Origin of the sequence: Pseudarthrobacter defluvii (assembly GCF_030323865.1) — a bacterium.
GTDB lineage: Bacteria > Actinomycetota > Actinomycetes > Actinomycetales > Micrococcaceae > Arthrobacter > Arthrobacter sedimenti.
Genome location: NZ_CP066362.1, coordinates 2,549,701 through 2,568,418 on the forward strand (window position 1 = coordinate 2,549,701; position 18,718 = coordinate 2,568,418).

The window sequence follows — 18,718 nt, forward strand, 5'->3', positions numbered from 1 at the left end:
GCCGGTGTGCCGGACCCTGGGGCCCGGCACACCGGCGGTGCGGAATTAGCGCTTCTGCTTGACGATCTTTTCCTGGTCGACTTCGCCCTCGGAGATAGCGTCATGCTCCTCGTGGCCGGCGCCTACCAGGTGGTTGTCACCCTCGCCGAAGAAGCCCTTCTTGAAGTCCACGATCGAGGACTTCAGAGCGGCAACGGTGTCGTCGTCCAGCACGTTGGTCTGGGCCAGCGTGGTCAGGATCGAGGACTTGTGGCGCAGGTGCTCCAGGAACTCGGCCTCGAAGCGGCTGATGTCCTCGACGGGAACGTCATCCAGGTAGCCGTTGGTGCCGGCCCAGATGGAGACGACCTGGTCCTCGACCGGGAACGGCGAGTACTGGCCCTGCTTGAGCAGTTCCATCAGGCGGGCGCCACGGGTCAGCTGCTGGCGGGACGCTGCATCCAGGTCGGACGCGAACATCGCGAACGCCTGCATGTCGCGGTACTGTGCAAGGTCCAGCTTCAAGGTGCCGGAGACCTTCTTCATGGACTTCACCTGGGCGGCACCGCCAACGCGGGAAACCGACACACCCACGTCAACAGCGGGACGCTGGTTGGCGTTGAAGAGGTCGGACTGCAGGAAGATCTGGCCGTCGGTGATGGAGATGACGTTGGTCGGGATGTAGGCGGACACGTCGTTCGCCTTGGTCTCGATCAGCGGCAGGCCCGTCATGGAGCCGGCACCGAGCTCGTCGGAGAGCTTGGCACAACGCTCCAGCAGGCGGGAGTGCAGGTAGAAGACGTCGCCCGGGTAGGCTTCGCGTCCCGGCGGACGGCGCAGGAGCAGCGACACGGCGCGGTAGGCTTCGGCCTGCTTGGACAGGTCATCGAACACGATCAGGACGTGCTTGCCGCCGTACATCCAGTGCTGACCGATGGCCGAGCCGGCGTACGGTGCCAGGTACTTGAAGCCTGCGGGGTCGGACGCGGGAGAAGCCACGATGGTGGTGTACTCCAGCGCGCCGTTGTCCTCAAGGGTCTGGCGGATGGCGGCAATCGTGGACGCCTTCTGGCCGATGGCAACGTAGATGCAGCGGACCTGCTTGTTGACATCGCCCGAAGCCCAGTTGGCCTTCTGGTTGATGATGGTGTCGATCGCAATGGCGGACTTGCCCGTCTGGCGGTCGCCAATGATCAGCTGGCGCTGGCCGCGGCCGATCGGGATCATCGCGTCGATGGCCTTGAGGCCGGTCTGCATCGGCTCGTGGACCGACTTGCGCTGGGTCACGCCGGGGGCCTGAAGCTCCAGTGCGCGGGTGGTCTCGGCCTTGATCTCGCCGAGGTCGTCGATGGGCACGCCCAGCGGGTCGACAACGCGGCCAAGGAAGGCATCGCCAACGGGAACGGACAGAACCTGCCCGGTCCGGTGGACTTCCTGGCCTTCTTCGATGCCGGTGAAGTCGCCGAGGATGATGACGCCGATTTCACGGACGTCGAGGTTCTGGGCCAGGCCCAGGGTGCCGTCCTCAAAGCGCAGCAGCTCGTTCGCCATGACCGAGGGAAGGCCCTCAACACGGGCGATGCCGTCACTAGCGGTGGTTACGCGGCCGACCTCTACGCGCTCTGCGTTCCCGGGTTCGTAGGACGCCGCGAACTCGTTCAGCGCATTACGGACGTCGTCGGCGTTGATGGTCAATTCGGCCATCTGCAGTCCCTGCTCTCCTGTTTGTGATCACCGCAAACGGTGACCGGGGTTTCTATCAGTTGTGTTGTGCTTGTCCGGCTAGCCGGCCAGCTGGCGTTGCAGTTCGCCCAGCCGGGTGAGGACCGAAGCGTCGAGCACCTCGTCACCTACCTGGACGCGGATGCCGCCAATGAGCGCCGGGTCAACGTTGATGTTGACCTTCAGTTCCCGCCCGTACAGATTGTTCAGGCCTGCCTGGAGGCGTGCCAGCTGCGTCTGCGACAAAGGACGGGTCACACTGACCGTTGCAATCCAGCGCTGCTGCCGCTTGGCCGCCAGTTCGGCAAACCGTTCCACAAGCCGGGTGGGCTTGATCCCGCGGGGCTGGCTGACTGCCTGCGTGATGAGGACTTTGGCTTCCTCACTGACGCCGGGCACCAGCTTCTCGGCGAGGGCAGACTTGGCTGCTGCGCTTGCCTGCGGTTCGGACAGAGCACGTTGTACCTCGTGGCTGGAGGCAACAGCCTGGTTGAAGGAAAACAGATCGTTTTCCAGTTCTTCCAGGCCAGTGATTCCGGAGGCAGAAACGGCCGACTTGTTTTCAGCAACGGAAATGACCACCGTTGCGGCAAGAGTCTCGAGTGCATCGCCGATGTCACGCGCCGATGCCCAGCGTGAGCTGGCCAGTCCGCCCGCGATCTCAGCAGCATCAGCGGAGACTTTTCCGCCAACCAGCTGCCTGACCAGCGCCGACTTTTCGTCACCGCTGCGGGAGGGGTCAGTCAGGGCACGGCGCAAGCCAGCCGAGCTGTCCACCATTCCCAGAATTCCGAAGAGTTCCTTTGCCAGCTGCAGCGACGCCGTAGGAAGCTTCGCTTCCAACGCGGCCAGGGCTGTTGCCAGCGATTCGCTCGATACGCCTGCCATTACTTAGCTGCACCTGCGTTCTGGGACTCCAGATCTGCCAGGAAGCGGTCCACTACCCGTGCTGCCCGTGCGTCGTCGTCGAGGGACTCGCCCACGATGCGGCCGGCAAGGGTGGTGGCCAGGGTGCCTACCTCAGAGCGCAGGGACACAACGGCCGCCTGGCGTTCGGATTCGATCTGCGCGTGGGCCTGTGCGGTGATGCGGGCAGACTCTGCTGCCGCCTTCTCCTTGAGATCCGCGAGGATCTGGGCACCTTCGGCGCGGGCTTCCTCACGGATGCGGTTGGCTTCGGTGCGGGCGTCGGTCAGCTGCTGCTTGTACTCTTCGAGTGCAGCAGACGCCTCAGCCTGGGCCTTTTCAGCCTTGGCGATGCCGCCTTCAATGGCCTCGGCACGCTCGGCGAAGGTCTTCTCGAACATCGGGACAACGTACTTGACCACGATGAAGAAGAGGATGGCAAAGCCCACGAAGACAACCAGCATTTCCCAGGCATTGGGAACAAGGGGGTTGACGTCGCCTTCAGCGGCGGCTGAGATGATCAGCTGATGCATATTTCACCCGTCCTTATCTACTCGGTTCTGAATGTTCGCTGAAGTTCTGAAGGTTTACTTGAGAACGAAAGCGAAGACCAGGCCCAGGATGGCGAGTGCTTCGGTCAGCGCCAGGCCAAGGAATGCGATCGGCTGCAGGACGCGCTGGGCTTCCGGCTGGCGTGCAACGCCGTTGATGTAGGCAGCGAACACGAGACCCACACCGATACCACCGCCGATAGCCGAGAGGCCATAGCCGATGAGGTTGAGGGAGCCGTTGATGGAGCCTTCCATTTTTTTTCCTTTCAAGATGCCGCTTTGTGCGGCAGGTTGTTTGGGTTGCTTCATCCCCGCGAGGGGAAGACTGTGGTGTGCCGGCGGAGCATGGCTCCCCCGGCGGGGTGCCTAGTGGCTGTCGGCGTGCAGCGCGCCTTCGATGTAGATCGCGGTCAGCAGCGTGAAGACGTAGGCCTGCAGGACCATGATCAGGGCCTCGAGCATGTACATGGCGATGGCACCGGCCAGGACCAGGACCGAGGTGCCCTTCAGCAGGACGTTCTCCTGCATGATCAGGTACTCGATGCCGGAACCGGCGATCATCACGATCAGGTGGCCTGCGAGCATCGTGGCGAACAGACGGAGGCTGTGCGTGACGGGCCGGACCACGAAGTTGGAGATGATCTCAATGGGGATGACGATCGGCAGGATGTACCACGGAACGCCCGACGGGACGGTGGCCAGCTTGAAGTAGCGCAGGCCGTTCTTCTTGATGCCGATGGCGATCCAGGTGATGTAGACCAGGCCGGCCAGCACGTACGCTCCACCCACGTGCGAGAACGTGGGGAGCTGGAACACCGGGATGGCGCCGTAGATGTTGTTGACAAGGATGAAGAAGAACAGGCTGAAAAGCAGCGGGACGTACTTGATGAAGTCCCTGCCGCCGATGATGTCCTTGGCAATGCCGTTGCGGACGAAGCCGTAAGCGGCCTCGCCGGCGAACTGGAGCTTGCCGGGTACCAGCTGCTGCTTGCGTGCGGCCAGCACGAAGAAGACGGCGATAAAGACGACAGAGAGGAGGACCAGCAGCATCTGCTTGGAGAATCCTTCTGCGGCACCCCACGGCAGGATTGCCGGCAAATGCATTTCGTTAATACCAGGAGGAGTGAACTCTCCTGAATCTTGGGCCGGGAGCGCAAGCGCGATCAACGCGTTTCCTCTCTGCAGTGTCCATCATTGGGCGTTGGGCGGGGTCCGGCAGCCTGACAGCCTGCTGTTCCCCCTGTGAAATTATTTGGCATTATCTTCTCCGTCCTGGGACGGTGCGCCGGGAGCATGGCGCTCATCAGCATTTTTGCGGGAACTGGTGAGGCCGTGCATGTGGGAAAGGTAGAAACCTCCGACGGCTCCGAGCAGAGCGCCTGCGAGCACAATCCAGCGCGTTCCCCACAGATAATCCAGTCCCCACCCTATCAAACTCCAGACGATGATTCCGCCAATGATGTAGCTGAATACAGCCATTCCAGCGTTGTAGCCGCCATCGTTGGAAGGGTCGGAAGCAGCGGGAGCGGAGCCTTTGGATCCCCGTCTGCCGTGAGCGCCGCCCGCGGACTTCTTCGGGTCACGCATCGGCTGCTCCCCTGTCTTCTGGATCGTTGTAGATCTGGAGGCGGGCCCGGCTGAAGCCATGGATCTCCGCAGCCTGCCAAAGGACGACGGCAACCACCGCGCCGATGATGAACCACCGGCCGTGGAGCCATACCGGAGCGCCAATGGCGAACAGGACCACCGCAAAGCCCACTACCTTGATGAAGTAGGTGGCGACGAACACACCGATCGCCCCCGACGGGTTGCTGCGTCCCACGAAGTGCCCCACCAGCAGGCTGATACCAAAGAACAGCATCACCAGCAGGCCACCGAGGACGCTCGATATGGCGCCGGCGAACCCGTTAAGGAGTGCGGCCGGGATGGCACACAGCACAAGCCCCACCGACGCGGCAATGGAACTGCGCTTGAGCAGGTTCAGCCACAGTGAGGGCGTGGGACCGGAGGCGCCAACGGGACCATTGCCGGATGCAGGTCCGGACTCGGCGTTGGAGGTCATTCGATCCCAATCGTCGGCACCACATGGCACATCGCCAGGAGGCAGGGGGTGGAGTGGCAGCTTGGGCTGCCCCTAAATTCTACATGAGATAGAAATAATTCAGAACCGGCGTTACGCCGTCGTTTCCGCATTTCCCCGCGACAGGTAGGGCCACGCCGTGACCAGTCCCATGACGAGCGTGGCAAAGATGTCCACCGCGAGCACGATTTGCCAAGGGAAGATTGCGAAGGCCAGGCCGCCGAACGAGAGCACTGCCGTCCACAGGTACATCAGGATGACGGCGGTGCGGTGCGAATAGCCGATGTCCAGCAGCTTATGGTGCAGGTGGCCGCGGTCCGCCGACCACGGGGAACGTCCACGGGCCGTCCTGCGCACCACGGCAAGTCCCAGGTCCAGCAGCGGAAGGAACAAGACGGCGAACGGAAGCAGGATGGGGATCACCGTTGAGATGCCGTTGGCGCGGTCGTAGAGGCCCGAGGAGATCTGCCCCGTGGACACCACACCGGCCGAGGCCATGAGCAGTCCGATCAGCATGGCGCCGGAATCGCCCATGAAGATCTTTGACGGAAACCAGTTGTGCGGCAGGAACCCCAGGCAGCCGCCCACCAGTACGGCCGTGATGAGGGTTGCCAGGTCCGAGTAGTCCAGCAGTACCGCGTTCCGGTGCACCCAGTAGGCGGTGAAGAAGAATGCCGTGCCGCCGATAATAGCCACCCCGGCGGCGAGGCCGTCCAGTCCGTCGATGAAGTTGAAGGCATTCATGGTGGTGACGATCAGCCCCGCTGTCAGCACCACGCGGAGCGTTTCGTTTTGCAGGTAGATGGGCTCCGGAACCCACGGAACGATGGTCATCCGGACACCCCAGAGGGCCACCGTCAGACCGGCTGCGCTTTGCCCGATCAGCTTGACCCACCACCGGATGTCCAGCAGGTCGTCCGCCACGCCCACCAGGACGATCACGGCCGCGCCGGCCAGGACACCCCAGGGGGAGAAATTGTTCCGGTAGATGTCCTTGACGAAGAACGACTGGCTGGCCACGACCAGCGCCACCATGATGCCCAGGAAGATCGCGACGCCGCCGAGCCTGGAGACGGGGATGGAGTGCATGTCCCGGCTGCGGATTGGCAGGTGCAGCTCAAGCCTGTGGCCCACCACCCGGGCGCCCCATGTGGCGGCGTAGGACACGATGGCAGCCGTCAGCCCCATAAGCAGGTACATGATCATGCGGCAGGCACCGTCTTGGGATTATTGGTGTCGAAGCCGTTCAGCTGCGCCGGCAGCCGGTCCATGGTGGAAGGGCTCACTGGCCGGGAATCTGTTCTTCGATAAATGAAACTTCTCCGTCGCCGAGCGCGCAGCAGGCAGTGCGCCAGACTTACGCGCAGCGCCTTACAGGGCTGTATTACAGTGGACTCTAGTCAAAGATACTAGTGCCACCGGCACCATGGCTCCGCGCCACACGGGCGCACAACAGGTGGGGAACTCCCTGGCGGCCATGCGGAAAGGACCCCCATGACCCCCCGCATTGCGGTAGCCGCCGTGACGTTTGACCGGCCCAAGGAACTGTCCGTCCTGCTGGATTCGATCAACGCCCAGAGCCGGCAGGTGGACACCATTTGCCTTGTGGACAGCGGCACCACCCCTGCTGCGGAGGTTGCGGCGGCGCACCCCAACGTTGACTATGTCCGTTCGGAGGCCAACCTGGGCGGCGCCGGGGGGTTTGCGCTGGCAGCGCTCAAGGCGGTCGCCAGCGGTGCCCGCTGGGTTTGGATGATGGACGACGACGCCGAGCCCACCGATCCGGAATGCCTCGCCACGCTGCTTCGTGAGGCTGAGGCCCGCGACCTGGAAGCGGTGGTCCCCTTGGTGACAGCGCCCGGGCATCCCGAGCGGCTGTCCTTTTTCTTCCGCCTTGACGGCAAAGTCACGCACGACCGCGCAGAGGTTGAAAAGCTCGGCTTCCTGCCGGACGACGGGCACTTCTTCAACGGCGCGCTGATCCGCTCGGACGTGTTCTTCAAAGTGGGACTGCCGGATATGCGGCTGTTCATCCGCGGCGACGAGGTGGATTTCACCATTCGGCTCCGCAAGGCGGGGATCCGTTTCGGCACGGTGACAACCACCGCCATTACGCACCCCCACGCCTTCTCGGAAACCCAGCACGTCTACGGCGCCCGCTGGCATGTGATCGTTCCCGACTCCGCCTTCAAGCGCTTCTACTACTACCGGAACCGCGGCTACTTGATCCGTCGGTACTTCCGGGTGCGCTCGTTCGTGGCTGACGTGGGCGGCTACCTGGGCTACTTCCTGCAGCGCCGCGACCTGCGGGGCTTTTTGGGTTGGGCGCGTTCGTTCAGTACCGGCCTCCGAGGCAAGGGTTTTGCCCCGCTGGAGGACCAGAAGTTCTAGGCCGGGCCCCGGTTTTTGATCCGCCGGGCAACCAGGAGCCACAGCAGGACCCAGGGCTCCCCCAGCACGCGGTAGGCAACACGGCGGGGATGCAGGAGCAGGCGCCAGGCCCACTCCAGCCCCATCCTGCCCAGCCACCGCGGAGCCAGTTTCTGGACTCCCGCCAGCTGTTCGATAGCGCCGCCCACGGCACAGTAGACGGAGGGCGGCATGTCGCGCAGCCGCCGCTGCAGGACCTCTTCCTGGAGCGGCATGCCGAGGCCGAGCAGGACCAGCTGGGGCTGTTCGCGGTGCAGCCACGCCACCGCCGCGTCCTCAAGGGCAGGATCCCAGCCCTCCCCCGGGAAGCCGGCAACATGGGCGTTCGGAACGATGTCCTTCAGCCTGCTGACAGCACCCGCATTAGCATCGGTGCCGGCGCCGATTACGGCGATACGTTCAAGGCCGCGCACCTGGTGAAGGGCGGGCAGCCAGTCGGTGGAACCAAGCCGGTAATCCATCACCGGGCCCTCGGCGTTGCCGGTCCTCCCCCAGAGCCACAGCACCGGGGCGCCGTCCAGGAGCACCACGTCGCTTTCCTCATACAGCCGACGGAAGCCGTCGTCGGACAGGGTGAGCGTGACGCTGTGCAGGTTGTGGCCCAGGACGGTCCGGGTCCGGCCGTCCTCGATGAACCGGTTGAGCTCCTCGACCAGCTCGGAAACGCGCAGGGGCGTCGCGTGGACGTCCAGGACCGGGATCTGCTGGCGGTCCAGCGCCATCAAGGCTGCTGGTTCCCGGCCGGCGTGGTGGGCTCTGCGTCGGCAGCCGGCACAGCGGAGGAGCCGGAGGCGGCAGGTGCGTGACCGGCGTCGTCCACCGTCTCCCCTGCGCCCGCCTGATCCGCTGCGGGTTCCTCTTCAGCCATGGGGATTTCCCCGAGGCCCAGGATTCCCGGGACGTGTTCGCGCAGCCGGTCAAGGCTCACGGCGCCGTTGCGGACCACGCGGAGGACGGGCCCGGTGGCGTCAACGATGGTTGAGGGCACGCCGGCTTCACCTTCCAGCGGGCGTGCGCCGCCTTCCAGGTACACCTCCACCGAGTCGGCAAGCTGTTCACGGGCTGCTGCGGCCGTCTGGGCGGGAGCCTGGCCGGTGCGGTTGGCGGAGGAAACCGCAAGCGGACCGGTCAGGGTCAGCAGTTCCAGGGCAACTTCGTCGGCGGGCATCCGCAGCGCCACGGTTCCCTTGGTTTCGCCAAGGTCCCAGTCCAGCGATGGCTGCGCGTGCAGGATGAGGGTCAGTCCGCCGGGCCAGAAGGCCTCGGCCAGCTTCCGGGCGTCCGCCGAAACCTCGGTGGCCAGGCCGTCCAGGGCGTTGATGCGCGGGATCAGGACGGGCGGCGGCATGGTGCGGCTGCGTCCCTTCGATACCAGCAGCATGGTGACGGCCTGCGGCGAGAATGCGTCCGCGCCGATGCCGTAAACCGTGTCCGTGGGGAGCACGACGCACTTCTTTTCGCTGATGGCACGCTGCGCGTGTTCCAGGCCCCGGGCCCGCTCGTCGTCAATGGTGCAGTCATAAGTTGTGGTCACTGGCCCATTCTTTCATTCCGTGTGGACTGGTCTGCGAGCACGGCACTGGTGGCGCGCTCCTTGCCGTTCAGGTCCAGGTGCGTGGTGATGGCTGTCCAGGTCCCGCTCCTGCCAAGCATGGCGGCAGTCCAGCCGGCCTGGACTTCGGCGTGTTCCATGACGAAGTAGCCCCCGGGACGCAGCAGCCGGGCAGCTGAGGCGGCGGCCGCCGTCGGAAGTTCCATGCCGTCCGCTCCCCCGCCGTACAAGGCCTCGGGCGGATCGTGCAGGGCTACTTCGGGTTCGTTGGGGATGGCTTCGGCGGGGATGTACGGCGGGTTGGAAATGACGACGTCGACAGTTCCGTTGAGTTCCGCGAAAGCGTCGCGCAGGTCCCCCAGGATGAGGTTGACACCCAGCGGCGCCAGGTTCTTCGCCGCCCAGGCGTGCGCGAAGGGGCTGTACTCGACGGCGTGGACCTCTGCGCCGGGTACTTCATGGGCCATGGAGCCCGCGATGGCACCGGATCCGGTCCCCAGGTCCACGATCCGTGGGTGCGGCATTCCCTTGACATGGTCAATGGCCAGCTGCACCACTGTTTCGGTCTCCGGCCGAGGAATGAACACGCCAGGTCCCACGGCCAGCTCCAGGTAGCGGAAATGCGCCACCCCGGTGATGTGCTGCAGCGGGATGCGGCTGGCACGTTCGGCCACGAGTTCGGCATAACCCTCCGGCACGGGAGTGTCACCCAGCATCAACGAGCGAAGGGGCCCCAGCCCAATGTTGAGCAGGTGGTCTGCCAGCAGTTCGGCGTCGGCCCGGGGACTGGGCACTCCGGCTTCCGCCAGGAGGGCCGCAGCCTCACGGACCGCTGCCGCCAGGGTCCGGGACGGCGCCGCGGAGGAGGGCTCGGTCATGGGCATGGATTCCGGTCAGTCGCCGATGGCGTCCAGGCGGGCCTGCTCGTCCATCTCGATGGCGGACTGGATGACCGGTTCCAGATCGCCGTTCATGACCTGGTCCAGGTTGTACGCCTTGTAGCCGGTGCGGTGGTCTGCGATCCGGTTTTCGGGGTAGTTGTAGGTACGGATGCGCTCCGAGCGGTCCATGGTGCGGATCTGCGACTTGCGCTGGGCCGAGTTTTCGGCGTCGATCTGCTCCTGCTGGTGCGCCAGGATGCGTGCCCGCAGCACGCGCATGCCGGCTTCGCGGTTCTGCAGCTGCGACTTCTCGTTCTGCATGGCCACCACGATGCCGGTGGGAAGGTGCGTGATGCGGACGGCGGAGTCAGTGGTGTTCACGGACTGCCCGCCCGGACCCGAGGACCGGTACACGTCGATCTTGAGGTCATTCTGGTTGATCTCGAGTTCTTCGGGCTCGTCCACTTCGGGCAGGACAAGTACGCCAGCGGCGGACGTGTGGATGCGGCCCTGGGATTCGGTGACGGGCACGCGCTGGACGCGGTGCACGCCGCCCTCGAACTTGAGGCGGGCGTAAACACCTTCGGCGGGGTCGTTGGAGTTGCCCTTGACCGCCACCTGGACGTCCTTGTACCCGCCAAGGTCCGATTCGGTGGCGGAGATGATTTCAGTCTTCCAGCCGCGGGACTCCGCGTACCGGGTGTACATGCGCAGCAGGTCGCCGGCGAACAGGGCGGCCTCGTCGCCGCCTTCACCGCCCTTGACCTCAAGGATCACATTGCGGGCATCGTCAGGATCGCGGGGAATGAGCAGGCGGCGAAGCTTGGCCGCGGCCGTCTCAAGTGAGGCCTCCAGCTCGGGCACCTCGGCAGCAAACTCGGGATCCTCGGCAGCCATCTCCTTGGCAGCGGCAAGATCATCCCGAAGGCCCTCCCACTTGTGATAGGCCTCCACAATGCCATTAAGCTGAGCCGACCGCCGCCCGAGCTTCCGGGCAAGCCGCTGGTCAGCATAAACAGCAGGATCCCCGAGCTGCGCCTGGATGGAGTCATGCTCATCAAGCAGGCCCTGTACGGACTCAAACATCTATAAACCTCTTTCGACTTGTACAAGTCTAGTAACGCGACGGCTAGGGCACGAAGCGGGACGGTGGCGGGACTACCAAGCCGCGCGGGTTTTCCGCCCCGGGAGTGGCATCGGGCCTGCCGGAGCGTGGCGGCTCACGTCCGTCAGGACTGAGCCGCCACGCGAAGGGGCGGGGGCGGAAAACCCGCGCGGCGAACCACGCAAGGCACCGACACCCCGCCCCTGTAACTCAGCTACTTGTCGTTATCCGACTTCGCACCAAGCGTCGTCTTCTGCACCTGCATGAGGAACTCGACGTTGCTCTGGGTTTCCCGGATCTTGTTGGTGAGCAGTTCAAGGCTCTGCTGGGTTTCGAGTCCGGAGAGGACGCGGCGCAGCTTCCACATGATCTTGACTTCTTCGGGGGAGAGCAGGTTCTCTTCGCGGCGGGTGCCGGAGGCGTTGACGTCCACCGCGGGGAAGATGCGCTTGTCGGCCAGCTGGCGGGACAGGCGGAGCTCCATGTTGCCGGTGCCCTTGAACTCTTCGAAGATGACCTCGTCCATCTTGGAACCGGTCTCAACGAGGGCGGTGGCCAGGATGGTGAGCGAGCCGCCGTTTTCGATGTTGCGGGCGGCGCCGAAGAAGCGCTTGGGCGGGTAGAGGGCTGCGGAGTCGACGCCGCCGGACAGGATGCGGCCGGACGCCGGTGCTGCCAGGTTGTAGGCACGGCCCAGGCGGGTCATGGAGTCGAGAAGGACCACCACGTCCATGCCCATTTCCACGAGGCGCTTGGCGCGTTCGATGGAAAGTTCGGCCACGGTGGTGTGGTCGTCGGCGGGACGGTCGAAGGTGGAGGCAATGACCTCGCCCTTGACGGTGCGCTGCATGTCCGTGACTTCTTCGGGGCGTTCGTCAACCAGCACCATCATGAGGTGGACCTCAGGGTTGTTGGTGGTGATTGCGTTGGCAATGGACTGCAGGATGAGCGTCTTGCCGGCCTTGGGCGGGGAGACGATCAGGCCACGCTGGCCCTTGCCGATGGGTGCCACGAGGTCGATGACGCGGGGACCGATCTTCTTGGGATCGGTCTCCAGGCGCAGGCGCTCGGACGGGTAAAGCGGAACGAGCTTGGCGAACTCGACGCGGTCCTTCAGCTCTTCCGGCGTCTTGCCGTTGACGGAGGTGACGCGGACCAGGGCGTTGAACTTCTGGCGGTTGGACTGCTGGCTGCGGTCCTCACCTTCACGGGGTGCACGGATGGCGCCGACTACGGCGTCGCCCTTGCGCAGGTTGTACTTCTTGACCTGGGCCAGGGAGACGTAGACGTCGTTGGGGCCGGGCAGGTAGCCGGAGGTGCGGATGAATGCGTAGTTCTCCAGGACGTCCAGGATGCCGGCAACCGGCAGCAGGACGTCGTCTTCGGTGACCTCGACGTCATCCACGTCAGGGCCCTGGTTGCGGCCGCGGCGGCGGTCGTTGCGGTCGCGGAAGCGGTCGTTGCGCGAGTTGTCCCGGTCCTGGCCGCCGGAGCGGTCGTTCCGGTCGCGGCGGTTGCGGCGGTTGCGGCGGCTTCCGCCGTCTGAATCGTCGTTGTCGCGGTTGTCACGGCCGCCTTCGCGCTGGCCTGCCTCACGGCTGCCTTGGTTGTCGCGGCCGCCGTCGGAATCGCGGTCGCGGCCGCGGGTGCGACCGCCTTCGCGGCGTTCGGTGCGCTGGCCGGCGTCGCCCGCTTCAGTTGCGGGGGCTTCGGTGCGCTGCTCGCCGGAACGCTGTTCCGCGGCCGGCTGCTCTGCCGGGGTTTCCACCGGGGCTTCCTGGACGGAGGCGGCAGCGGCTTCGCTGCGGCGGCGGTTGCGGGTGCGCGGCTGGCGGCGCTCGGCAGCACCTTCCGTTGCCTCGGGTGCTTCCGCAGGAGCGGCCGACGGCGCCTCGACAGTTGCGGGGGCGGGTGCGGCGGTCTCCACGACGGGAGCTTCGGCTGCGGGGGCAACCACCCCATCGCTGACGGCGCGGCGGCTGCGGCCGCGTCCACGGGCACGGGTGCCTTCTGCTGCAGGAGCCTCTGCGGCAGGGGCCTCCGGAGCGGAAGCAGGTGCGGTTGCAGCCGGAGCCACGGTGCTTTCCGGAGCCTTTTCCGCTGACTTTGCGGGGGCCTTGGCGGTGAGGGTCCCTGCGCGATGGGCGGAGATGGCCGAAACCAGGTCCCCCTTGCGCATGCGGGAACCGCCGGAGATACCGAGCTGGCTGGCAAGGGCCTGCAGCTGGGCGAGCTTCAGGCCGGCGAGGCCGCTGCTCTTGGCGGGTGCGGCCGTTGATTCGGCAGCAGAAGTTGTGTGTTCCACAGCTGGTGACAGCTCAGTGGTTTCGGTCACGAAGGATCCTTCCCCCTCGACGGCGTCCAGACTGGGAGCTGGACGCGATGATTTGATCTGGGCTGCAGTTCAGATCTGCAGCCGGGATTGTTCGGCCTTGCCGGTTGGATTTCGGCCAGCAGGGCCGGATACTGATTCACCTTGCGCTGCGCCCATGGCACAACGCCGGGCTGACGGTTCAGGGGCAGTTGGATGCTGCAGATTCCTGCGACAGACCAAGCAGGCGGCACCGGAATACATTCACAGTGGTAGATCAAACAGCAACTGAATGCAGGAGCAGATCAGATAGGCGGAATTACCGCCGGTGCAAGTCCACCTTAGCACCTTCGACGTCCACTGCGAGCTTCAGCACGCGCCAGCCGATGTCCGGCGTGTTCTCTGCCGTAAAGGCCTGGATGAAGGCCAGTGCATCAGCAGCCTGGAGCTCACCGTTGGCCAGGACCAGGACGGTGGGCCCGGCCCCGGAAACCACCGCCGCGTAGCCCGCCCGGCGCAACGCGCCGATCAGGGCTGCGCTGGGCCGCATGGCTTCTGCACGGTAGCTCTGGTGCAGGTAGTCTTCCGTGCCCGGCAGCAGGAATTCAGGCTTTTGCGTGAGCGCATGGATCAGCAGCGCTGCCCGGCCGGAATTCATCGCCGCGGCGTGGTGTCCCACCGATGCGGGCAGCAGGGCGCGGGCAGCTTCAGTGGAGAGTTCGAAATCCGGGACCGCCACGATGGGGATAACGGACCCGGCGACGGTGGCGCTGGTGCTGCTGTACTGCTCACTGTCCTGCCATGACAGCGCCAGTCCGCCGAAAATCGCCGGTGCCACGTTGTCCGGGTGGCCCTCGAGTTCGCTGGTGAGCTGGAGGATCCACTCCTTTCCGCGTTGGCTTTCGGCGGGCACCATGGCGTTGGCGGCCGAAACTGCGGCCACCACGGCGGAAGCAGAGGAACCCAGCCCACGCCCGTGCGGGTTGACGTTCCGGGCGGTCACCTTCAGTCCGCCGTGGCGGTAGCCCAGGCGTTCGAAAGCGGCATCCATGGCGCGTATTACCAGGTGACTGGCGTCCCGCGGCAGGGTATCGGCACCCTCGCCGCTGAGCTCGAACACGAGTTCGTCCGTGTCCAGGCTCTCCACCGTCAGTGTGTCGTGCAGTGCAAGTGCCAGCCCGAGGCTGTCGTAGCCGGGCCCAAGGTTGGCCGTGGTAGCGGGAACGCGGACGGTGACGCGCTGGCCCGGTTCAATCAGTTGCAGTCCGATGGCGGCCTGCGAGGTGGTGTCCAAGGCTATTTTTCTTCCAGTCCCAGCTCAGCAGCAACGGTGACGACGTCGTTCGGAACCTTGACCGGCTGGACGTCGCTGCCGTCTTCGGTACGGAGGGCCCACTGGGGGTCCTTGAGTCCGTGTCCGGTAACGGTGATGACGATCTTCTTTCCGCTTGGAACTTCACCGGCGGCATGCTTCTTGAGCAGGCCTGCCACGCCGGCGGCGGAACCGGGCTCCACGAAGACGCCTTCCTTGGCTGACAGCCAGCGGTGGGCGTTCAGGATCTCTTCATCGGTGACGGCATCGATCAGCCCGCCGGACTCGTCACGGGCGCCCACGGCCCCGTCCCAGGAGGCGGGGTTTCCGATGCGGATAGCGGTGGCGATGGTATCCGGTTCGGTGATGGGGTGGCCCGCAACGAATGGTGCAGCCCCGGCGGCCTGGAAACCCCACATGGCCGGGGTCTTGGTGGACACGGCGGGCAGGGTGCCGGCGGTATCTGACTCGAAGGGCGCGGAGTATTCCTTGTAGCCCTTCCAGTACGCGGTGATGTTGCCGGCGTTCCCGACGGGCAGGACGTGGATGTCGGGTGCGTCGCCCAGGGCGTCCACCACTTCAAAGGCGCCGGTCTTCTGGCCCTGGATGCGGGCAGGGTTGACGGAGTTCACCAGGAAAACGGGGTAGGACTCCCCCAGCTTGCGGGCGATGTCCAGGCAGTTATCGAAGTTGCCGTCCACCTGCAGAAGAGTGGCGCCGTGGGCAATCGCCTGGCTGAGCTTGCCCATGGAGATCTTGCCTTCCGGCACCAGGACGGCGCACTTCAGGCCGGCAGCGGTTGCGTAGGCGGCGGCGGATGCGGACGTATTGCCGGTGGAAGCGCAAACCACTGCCTTGGCTCCTGAAGCGACGGCTGCAGTCATGGCCATGGTCATGCCGCGGTCCTTGAAGGAGCCGGTGGGGTTCATGCCCTCCACCTTGAGGTAGACCTCGGAACCGGTCAGTTCGGAGAGCTTCTGTGCGTGCACCAGGGGGGTGCCGCCCTCGCCCAGGGTGATGACCCTGGTGGACTCCGTCACGGGCAGACGGTCAGCGTATTCGCGGATGACACCGCGCCATTGGTGAGCCACTTAGACTCCTTCTACCCGCAAAACGGATGTAACTGAATTGATGACGTCCAGGCCCTTCACTGCCTCAACGGTGGCTGCAAGGGCAGCCTCTGACGCACGGTGGGTGACGATCCGCAGTTCGGCCGACTCCACCTTGGAGCCGGCGTCGCGGTGGATTGTCTGCCGCATGATCTCAATGGAGACGCCATGCTCTGCGAAGAGCTGGGCGATCTTAGCCAGCACGCCGGGCTGGTCGGCAACGTCCAGGCCGATGTAGTAACTGGTGGTAGCAGCGTCGATAGGCAGTGCGGGGACGTGTCCGGTAGTGGTTTCGGTGCGTCCGGGACCGCCCAGGACCAGGCGCCGCGCTGCTGACACGAGGTCGCCCAGGACAGCGGAGGCGGTGGGGGTTCCGCCGGCACCCTGTCCGTAGAACATCAGCTCACCGGCGTTCTCGGCCTCGATGAATACCGCGTTGAAGGCACCGCGGACGGCGGCCAGCGGGTGTTCGCGCGGCAGGAGCGTGGGGTGCACGCGGACCGACACACCTTCCTTGCCGTCTGCATCAACGAGTTTTTCCGCGATGGCCAGCAGCTTGATGACGAAGCCGGCGTCCTTGGCCGCGGCAATGTCGGAGGCGCTGACGGAAGTGATGCCTTCGCAGTGGACATCGTCCAGGGAGAAGCGGGTGTGGAAGGACAGCGAGGCGAGGATCGCGGCCTTCGCGGCGGCGTCGTGGCCTTCGACGTCGGCGGTGGGGTCAGCCTCCGCGTAGCCAAGCCGCTGGGCTTCGGCGAGGGCGTCGGCGAATTGCGCGCCGGTGGTGTCCATCTGGTCAAGGATGAAGTTGGTGGTGCCGTTGACGATGCCCAGGACCCGGGTGATCCGGTCGCCGGAGAGGCTGTCGCGGATGGGCCGGAGGATGGGGATGGCTCCGGCGACGGCGGCCTCGTAGGAAAGCTGGACGCCTGCTTTGTCGGCCTCTTCGTAGAGCGTGGGGCCGTCCTGGGCCAGGAGCGCCTTGTTGCCGGTGACCACGCAGGCGCCGTTGCGCAGAGCGGACAGGATCAGCGTGCGGGCAGGTTCGATGCCGCCCATCAGCTCGATGACCAGGTCTGCGTCCTTGACCAGGGTGTCGGCGTCAGTGGTGAAGAGCTCCTGGGGCAGGTCCACGTCGCGGGGGGCGTTGACGTTGCGCACGGCAATCCCGCTGAGCTGCAACCGGGCCCCGGTGCGGGCGGCAAGGGCATCGGCGTCCTCAATCAGGATCCGCGCAACCTGGGCCCCCACGTTGCCACAGCCCAGCAGGGCTACTTTCAGCGTTCGCATTTCCGTCATTCAGGCTCCCATGTCGCGGCTCAGCAAATCTTCTTCGGTTTCCCCGCGGACAATCAGCCGGGCAGATCCGTCGCGCACCGCGACAACGCCCGGCCGGGCCAGATAGTTGTAGTTGCTCGAAAGGGCCCAGCAGTAGGCGCCGGTTCCCGGGACAGCAAGCAGATCACCGGCTGCCACGTCCTCGGGCAGATATACATCTCTAACAACTATGTCGCCGCTCTCGCAATGTTTGCCCACCACGCGGGACAGCTGCGGGGCCGCGCCGGACGCGCGGGAAGCCAGGACAGCCGAATAATCCGCGTCGTACAGCACCGGACGGGCGTTGTCGCTCATGCCGCCGTCCACCGAAACATAGCGGCGGGGATACGTAACGTTGTTGCCCGCGTCACCGTCGCCGGAAGCCTCGGGAGCGTCCACGCGGACGGTCTTCAGCGTGCCGACTTCGTACAGCGTGAACGTGGTGCTGCCCACGATGGCGCGTCCGGGCTCTATGGAGATGCGCGGCGCGTCGATGCCAAGCTCCGCGCAGGTGGAACGCACGACGGCGGCCATCGCGTTGGCGATCTCGGCTGCGGGGCGGGGCGTGTCCACCGGGGTGTAGGCGATGCCGTAGCCGCCGCCGAGGTCCAGTTCCGGCATGGTGATGGAGTACTTTTCCTGCATGGCGGCCAGGAAGCGCAGCAGCTTCTCGGCGGCCATGGCGAAGCCGTCCGGCTCGAATATCTGTGAGCCGATGTGGCAGTGCAGGCCCAGCAACTCGATGCCGGGGTGCGCCGCTGCCGCTGCCACCGCTTCCTCGGCGGCGGAGACACCGGCTTCGTCCGTGGTGTCGGCGGCCATGGAGAGGCCGAACTTCTGGTCCTCGTGGGCGGTGGCGATGAATTCGTGCGTGTGGGCGTGGACGCCGGGGGTGAGCCGCAGCATGACCTTCGCCTGCTCACCGCGGGCCTGCGCCAGGGCGCCGACGCGGTCCAGTTCAGCCAGGCTGTCCACCACGATCCGGCCCAGCTTCATGTCCAGCGCGCGGTTCAGTTCGGCGTCGGACTTGTTGTTGCCGTGCAGGGCCACCCGCTCCCCCGGAATGCCGGCGCGTTCGGCCACGGCCAGCTCGCCGCCGGACGCGGTGTCCAGGCGCAGGCCTTCCTCTTCCACCCACTTCACCACTGCGGTGCACAGGAAGGATTTCCCGGCGTAGTAGACGTCCACGCCGCCGCAGATATCGGCGAAGGCGGCGTCGAAAGAGTCCTTGAAGGCGCGGGCACGGGAACGGAAGTCGGCCTCGTCCATGACGAACAGGGGCGTGCCGAACTGCTCCTTGAGTGCCTGCACGTCCATGCCGCCGACGGTCAGGGCACCGGAGTGATCGCGGGCCACGCTGCCGGCCCACATGGGCTGGTGCAGTTCATTCAGGTCTGCCGGGACCTGCAGCCATTCCGGGGCAAGCGGGGAGGCGGCAGTGCTTGGGGATACTGGCATGGTGC

18 protein-coding genes are annotated in these 18,718 nt (G+C 65.4%); 1 reads left to right on the forward strand and 17 read right to left on the reverse strand.

Translation table 11 applies throughout. The features are described from left to right. Positions 1-45 precede the first annotated feature (45 nt). From atpA to JCQ34_RS11820, 8 genes are all read right to left on the reverse strand, one after another. Positions 46-1,683, reverse strand: coding sequence for a F0F1 ATP synthase subunit alpha (atpA, locus tag JCQ34_RS11785; RefSeq protein WP_286397768.1), 1,638 nt, complete (start codon positions 1,681-1,683; stop codon positions 46-48). Positions 1,684-1,761: 78 nt separating this feature from the next. Continuing rightward, positions 1,762-2,589: a F0F1 ATP synthase subunit delta gene (locus JCQ34_RS11790; RefSeq protein WP_142133431.1), complete on the reverse strand. Its 828-nt coding sequence runs from the start codon at positions 2,587-2,589 to the stop codon at positions 1,762-1,764. Then, entirely contained in the window at positions 2,589-3,140 is a 552-nt protein-coding gene (locus JCQ34_RS11795) for a F0F1 ATP synthase subunit B (protein WP_142133430.1), read from the reverse strand. The genes JCQ34_RS11790 and JCQ34_RS11795 overlap by 1 nt, the downstream gene beginning before the upstream one ends. Positions 3,141-3,194: 54 nt before the next feature. Next, the gene (atpE, locus tag JCQ34_RS11800; protein ID WP_003804776.1) at positions 3,195-3,413 is read right to left on the reverse strand and encodes an ATP synthase F0 subunit C; all 219 of its coding nucleotides are present in this window, start codon (positions 3,411-3,413) and stop codon (positions 3,195-3,197) included. 111 nt (positions 3,414-3,524) lie between these two features. Next, positions 3,525-4,325, reverse strand: a complete 801-nt coding sequence (gene atpB / locus JCQ34_RS11805) for a F0F1 ATP synthase subunit A (protein ID WP_142133429.1) — start codon at positions 4,323-4,325, stop codon at positions 3,525-3,527. An 81-nt stretch (positions 4,326-4,406) separates the two neighbouring features. Continuing rightward, on the reverse strand, positions 4,407-4,745 hold the full coding sequence (locus JCQ34_RS11810) for an AtpZ/AtpI family protein (protein WP_286397769.1): 339 nt from the start codon (positions 4,743-4,745) through the stop codon (positions 4,407-4,409). Beyond that, positions 4,738-5,220 carry a hypothetical protein gene (locus JCQ34_RS11815; RefSeq protein WP_286397771.1) on the reverse strand — a complete coding sequence of 161 codons (483 nt, stop codon included), beginning with the start codon at positions 5,218-5,220 and terminating at the stop codon, positions 4,738-4,740. The genes JCQ34_RS11810 and JCQ34_RS11815 overlap by 8 nt, the downstream gene beginning before the upstream one ends. A 111-nt stretch (positions 5,221-5,331) precedes the next feature. Next, positions 5,332-6,444: an MraY family glycosyltransferase gene (locus tag JCQ34_RS11820; protein WP_286397772.1), complete on the reverse strand. Its 1,113-nt coding sequence runs from the start codon at positions 6,442-6,444 to the stop codon at positions 5,332-5,334. A 288-nt stretch (positions 6,445-6,732) separates the two neighbouring features. On the opposite strand from JCQ34_RS11820, the gene JCQ34_RS11825 reads away from it, so the two are divergent. Next, the gene (locus tag JCQ34_RS11825) at positions 6,733-7,629 is read left to right on the forward strand and encodes a glycosyltransferase (RefSeq protein WP_286397773.1); all 897 of its coding nucleotides are present in this window, start codon (positions 6,733-6,735) and stop codon (positions 7,627-7,629) included. On the opposite strand, the gene JCQ34_RS11830 is transcribed toward JCQ34_RS11825, so the two are convergent. The 9 genes from JCQ34_RS11830 to lysA form a co-directional block, all read right to left on the reverse strand. Beyond that, complete coding sequence (locus JCQ34_RS11830; protein ID WP_286397774.1) at positions 7,626-8,390, reverse strand: WecB/TagA/CpsF family glycosyltransferase; 765 nt, start codon at positions 8,388-8,390, stop codon at positions 7,626-7,628. The genes JCQ34_RS11825 and JCQ34_RS11830 overlap by 4 nt on opposite strands. After that, positions 8,390-9,202 carry an L-threonylcarbamoyladenylate synthase gene (locus tag JCQ34_RS11835; protein ID WP_286397776.1) on the reverse strand — a complete coding sequence of 271 codons (813 nt, stop codon included), beginning with the start codon at positions 9,200-9,202 and terminating at the stop codon, positions 8,390-8,392. Before JCQ34_RS11835 ends, JCQ34_RS11830 begins: the two co-directional genes overlap by 1 nt. Beyond that, complete coding sequence (gene prmC, locus JCQ34_RS11840; RefSeq protein WP_286397778.1) at positions 9,199-10,098, reverse strand: peptide chain release factor N(5)-glutamine methyltransferase; 900 nt, start codon at positions 10,096-10,098, stop codon at positions 9,199-9,201. The genes JCQ34_RS11835 and prmC overlap by 4 nt, the downstream gene beginning before the upstream one ends. A gap of 15 nt (positions 10,099-10,113) precedes the next feature. Then, positions 10,114-11,187: a peptide chain release factor 1 gene (prfA, locus tag JCQ34_RS11845; protein WP_286397780.1), complete on the reverse strand. Its 1,074-nt coding sequence runs from the start codon at positions 11,185-11,187 to the stop codon at positions 10,114-10,116. A gap of 233 nt (positions 11,188-11,420) precedes the next feature. Beyond that, the gene (gene rho / locus JCQ34_RS11850; RefSeq protein ID WP_286397781.1) at positions 11,421-13,541 is read right to left on the reverse strand and encodes a transcription termination factor Rho; all 2,121 of its coding nucleotides are present in this window, start codon (positions 13,539-13,541) and stop codon (positions 11,421-11,423) included. Between the two features lie 295 nt (positions 13,542-13,836). Continuing rightward, the gene (thrB, locus tag JCQ34_RS11855; protein WP_286397783.1) at positions 13,837-14,811 is read right to left on the reverse strand and encodes a homoserine kinase; all 975 of its coding nucleotides are present in this window, start codon (positions 14,809-14,811) and stop codon (positions 13,837-13,839) included. Positions 14,812-14,813: 2 nt separating this feature from the next. Beyond that, positions 14,814-15,920 (reverse strand): threonine synthase, encoded by a 1,107-nt coding sequence (gene thrC, locus JCQ34_RS11860; protein WP_286397785.1) that lies wholly within the window; start codon positions 15,918-15,920, stop codon positions 14,814-14,816. Further along, positions 15,921-17,237: a homoserine dehydrogenase gene (locus tag JCQ34_RS11865; RefSeq protein WP_142133417.1), complete on the reverse strand. Its 1,317-nt coding sequence runs from the start codon at positions 17,235-17,237 to the stop codon at positions 15,921-15,923. Continuing rightward, positions 17,238-18,713 (reverse strand): diaminopimelate decarboxylase, encoded by a 1,476-nt coding sequence (gene lysA, locus JCQ34_RS11870; RefSeq protein WP_286397788.1) that lies wholly within the window; start codon positions 18,711-18,713, stop codon positions 17,238-17,240. Positions 18,714-18,718 lie beyond the last annotated feature (5 nt).

Coding starts and splice junctions, on each gene's coding strand:
- atpA (WP_286397768.1), bottom strand. CDS start 1,683: ATGGCCGAATTGACCATCAACGCCGACGACGTCCGTAATGCGCTGAAC.
- JCQ34_RS11790 (WP_142133431.1), bottom strand. CDS start 2,589: ATGGCAGGCGTATCGAGCGAATCGCTGGCAACAGCCCTGGCCGCGTTG.
- JCQ34_RS11795 (WP_142133430.1), bottom strand. CDS start 3,140: ATGCATCAGCTGATCATCTCAGCCGCCGCTGAAGGCGACGTCAACCCC.
- atpE (WP_003804776.1), bottom strand. CDS start 3,413: ATGGAAGGCTCCATCAACGGCTCCCTCAACCTCATCGGCTATGGCCTC.
- JCQ34_RS11810 (WP_286397769.1), bottom strand. CDS start 4,745: ATGCGTGACCCGAAGAAGTCCGCGGGCGGCGCTCACGGCAGACGGGGA.
- JCQ34_RS11815 (WP_286397771.1), bottom strand. CDS start 5,220: ATGACCTCCAACGCCGAGTCCGGACCTGCATCCGGCAATGGTCCCGTT.
- JCQ34_RS11820 (WP_286397772.1), bottom strand. CDS start 6,444: ATGATCATGTACCTGCTTATGGGGCTGACGGCTGCCATCGTGTCCTAC.
- JCQ34_RS11825 (WP_286397773.1), top strand. CDS start 6,733: ATGACCCCCCGCATTGCGGTAGCCGCCGTGACGTTTGACCGGCCCAAG.
- JCQ34_RS11830 (WP_286397774.1), bottom strand. CDS start 8,390: ATGGCGCTGGACCGCCAGCAGATCCCGGTCCTGGACGTCCACGCGACG.
- prmC (WP_286397778.1), bottom strand. CDS start 10,098: ATGACCGAGCCCTCCTCCGCGGCGCCGTCCCGGACCCTGGCGGCAGCG.
- prfA (WP_286397780.1), bottom strand. CDS start 11,187: ATGTTTGAGTCCGTACAGGGCCTGCTTGATGAGCATGACTCCATCCAG.
- JCQ34_RS11865 (WP_142133417.1), bottom strand. CDS start 17,237: ATGACGGAAATGCGAACGCTGAAAGTAGCCCTGCTGGGCTGTGGCAAC.
- lysA (WP_286397788.1), bottom strand. CDS start 18,713: ATGCCAGTATCCCCAAGCACTGCCGCCTCCCCGCTTGCCCCGGAATGG.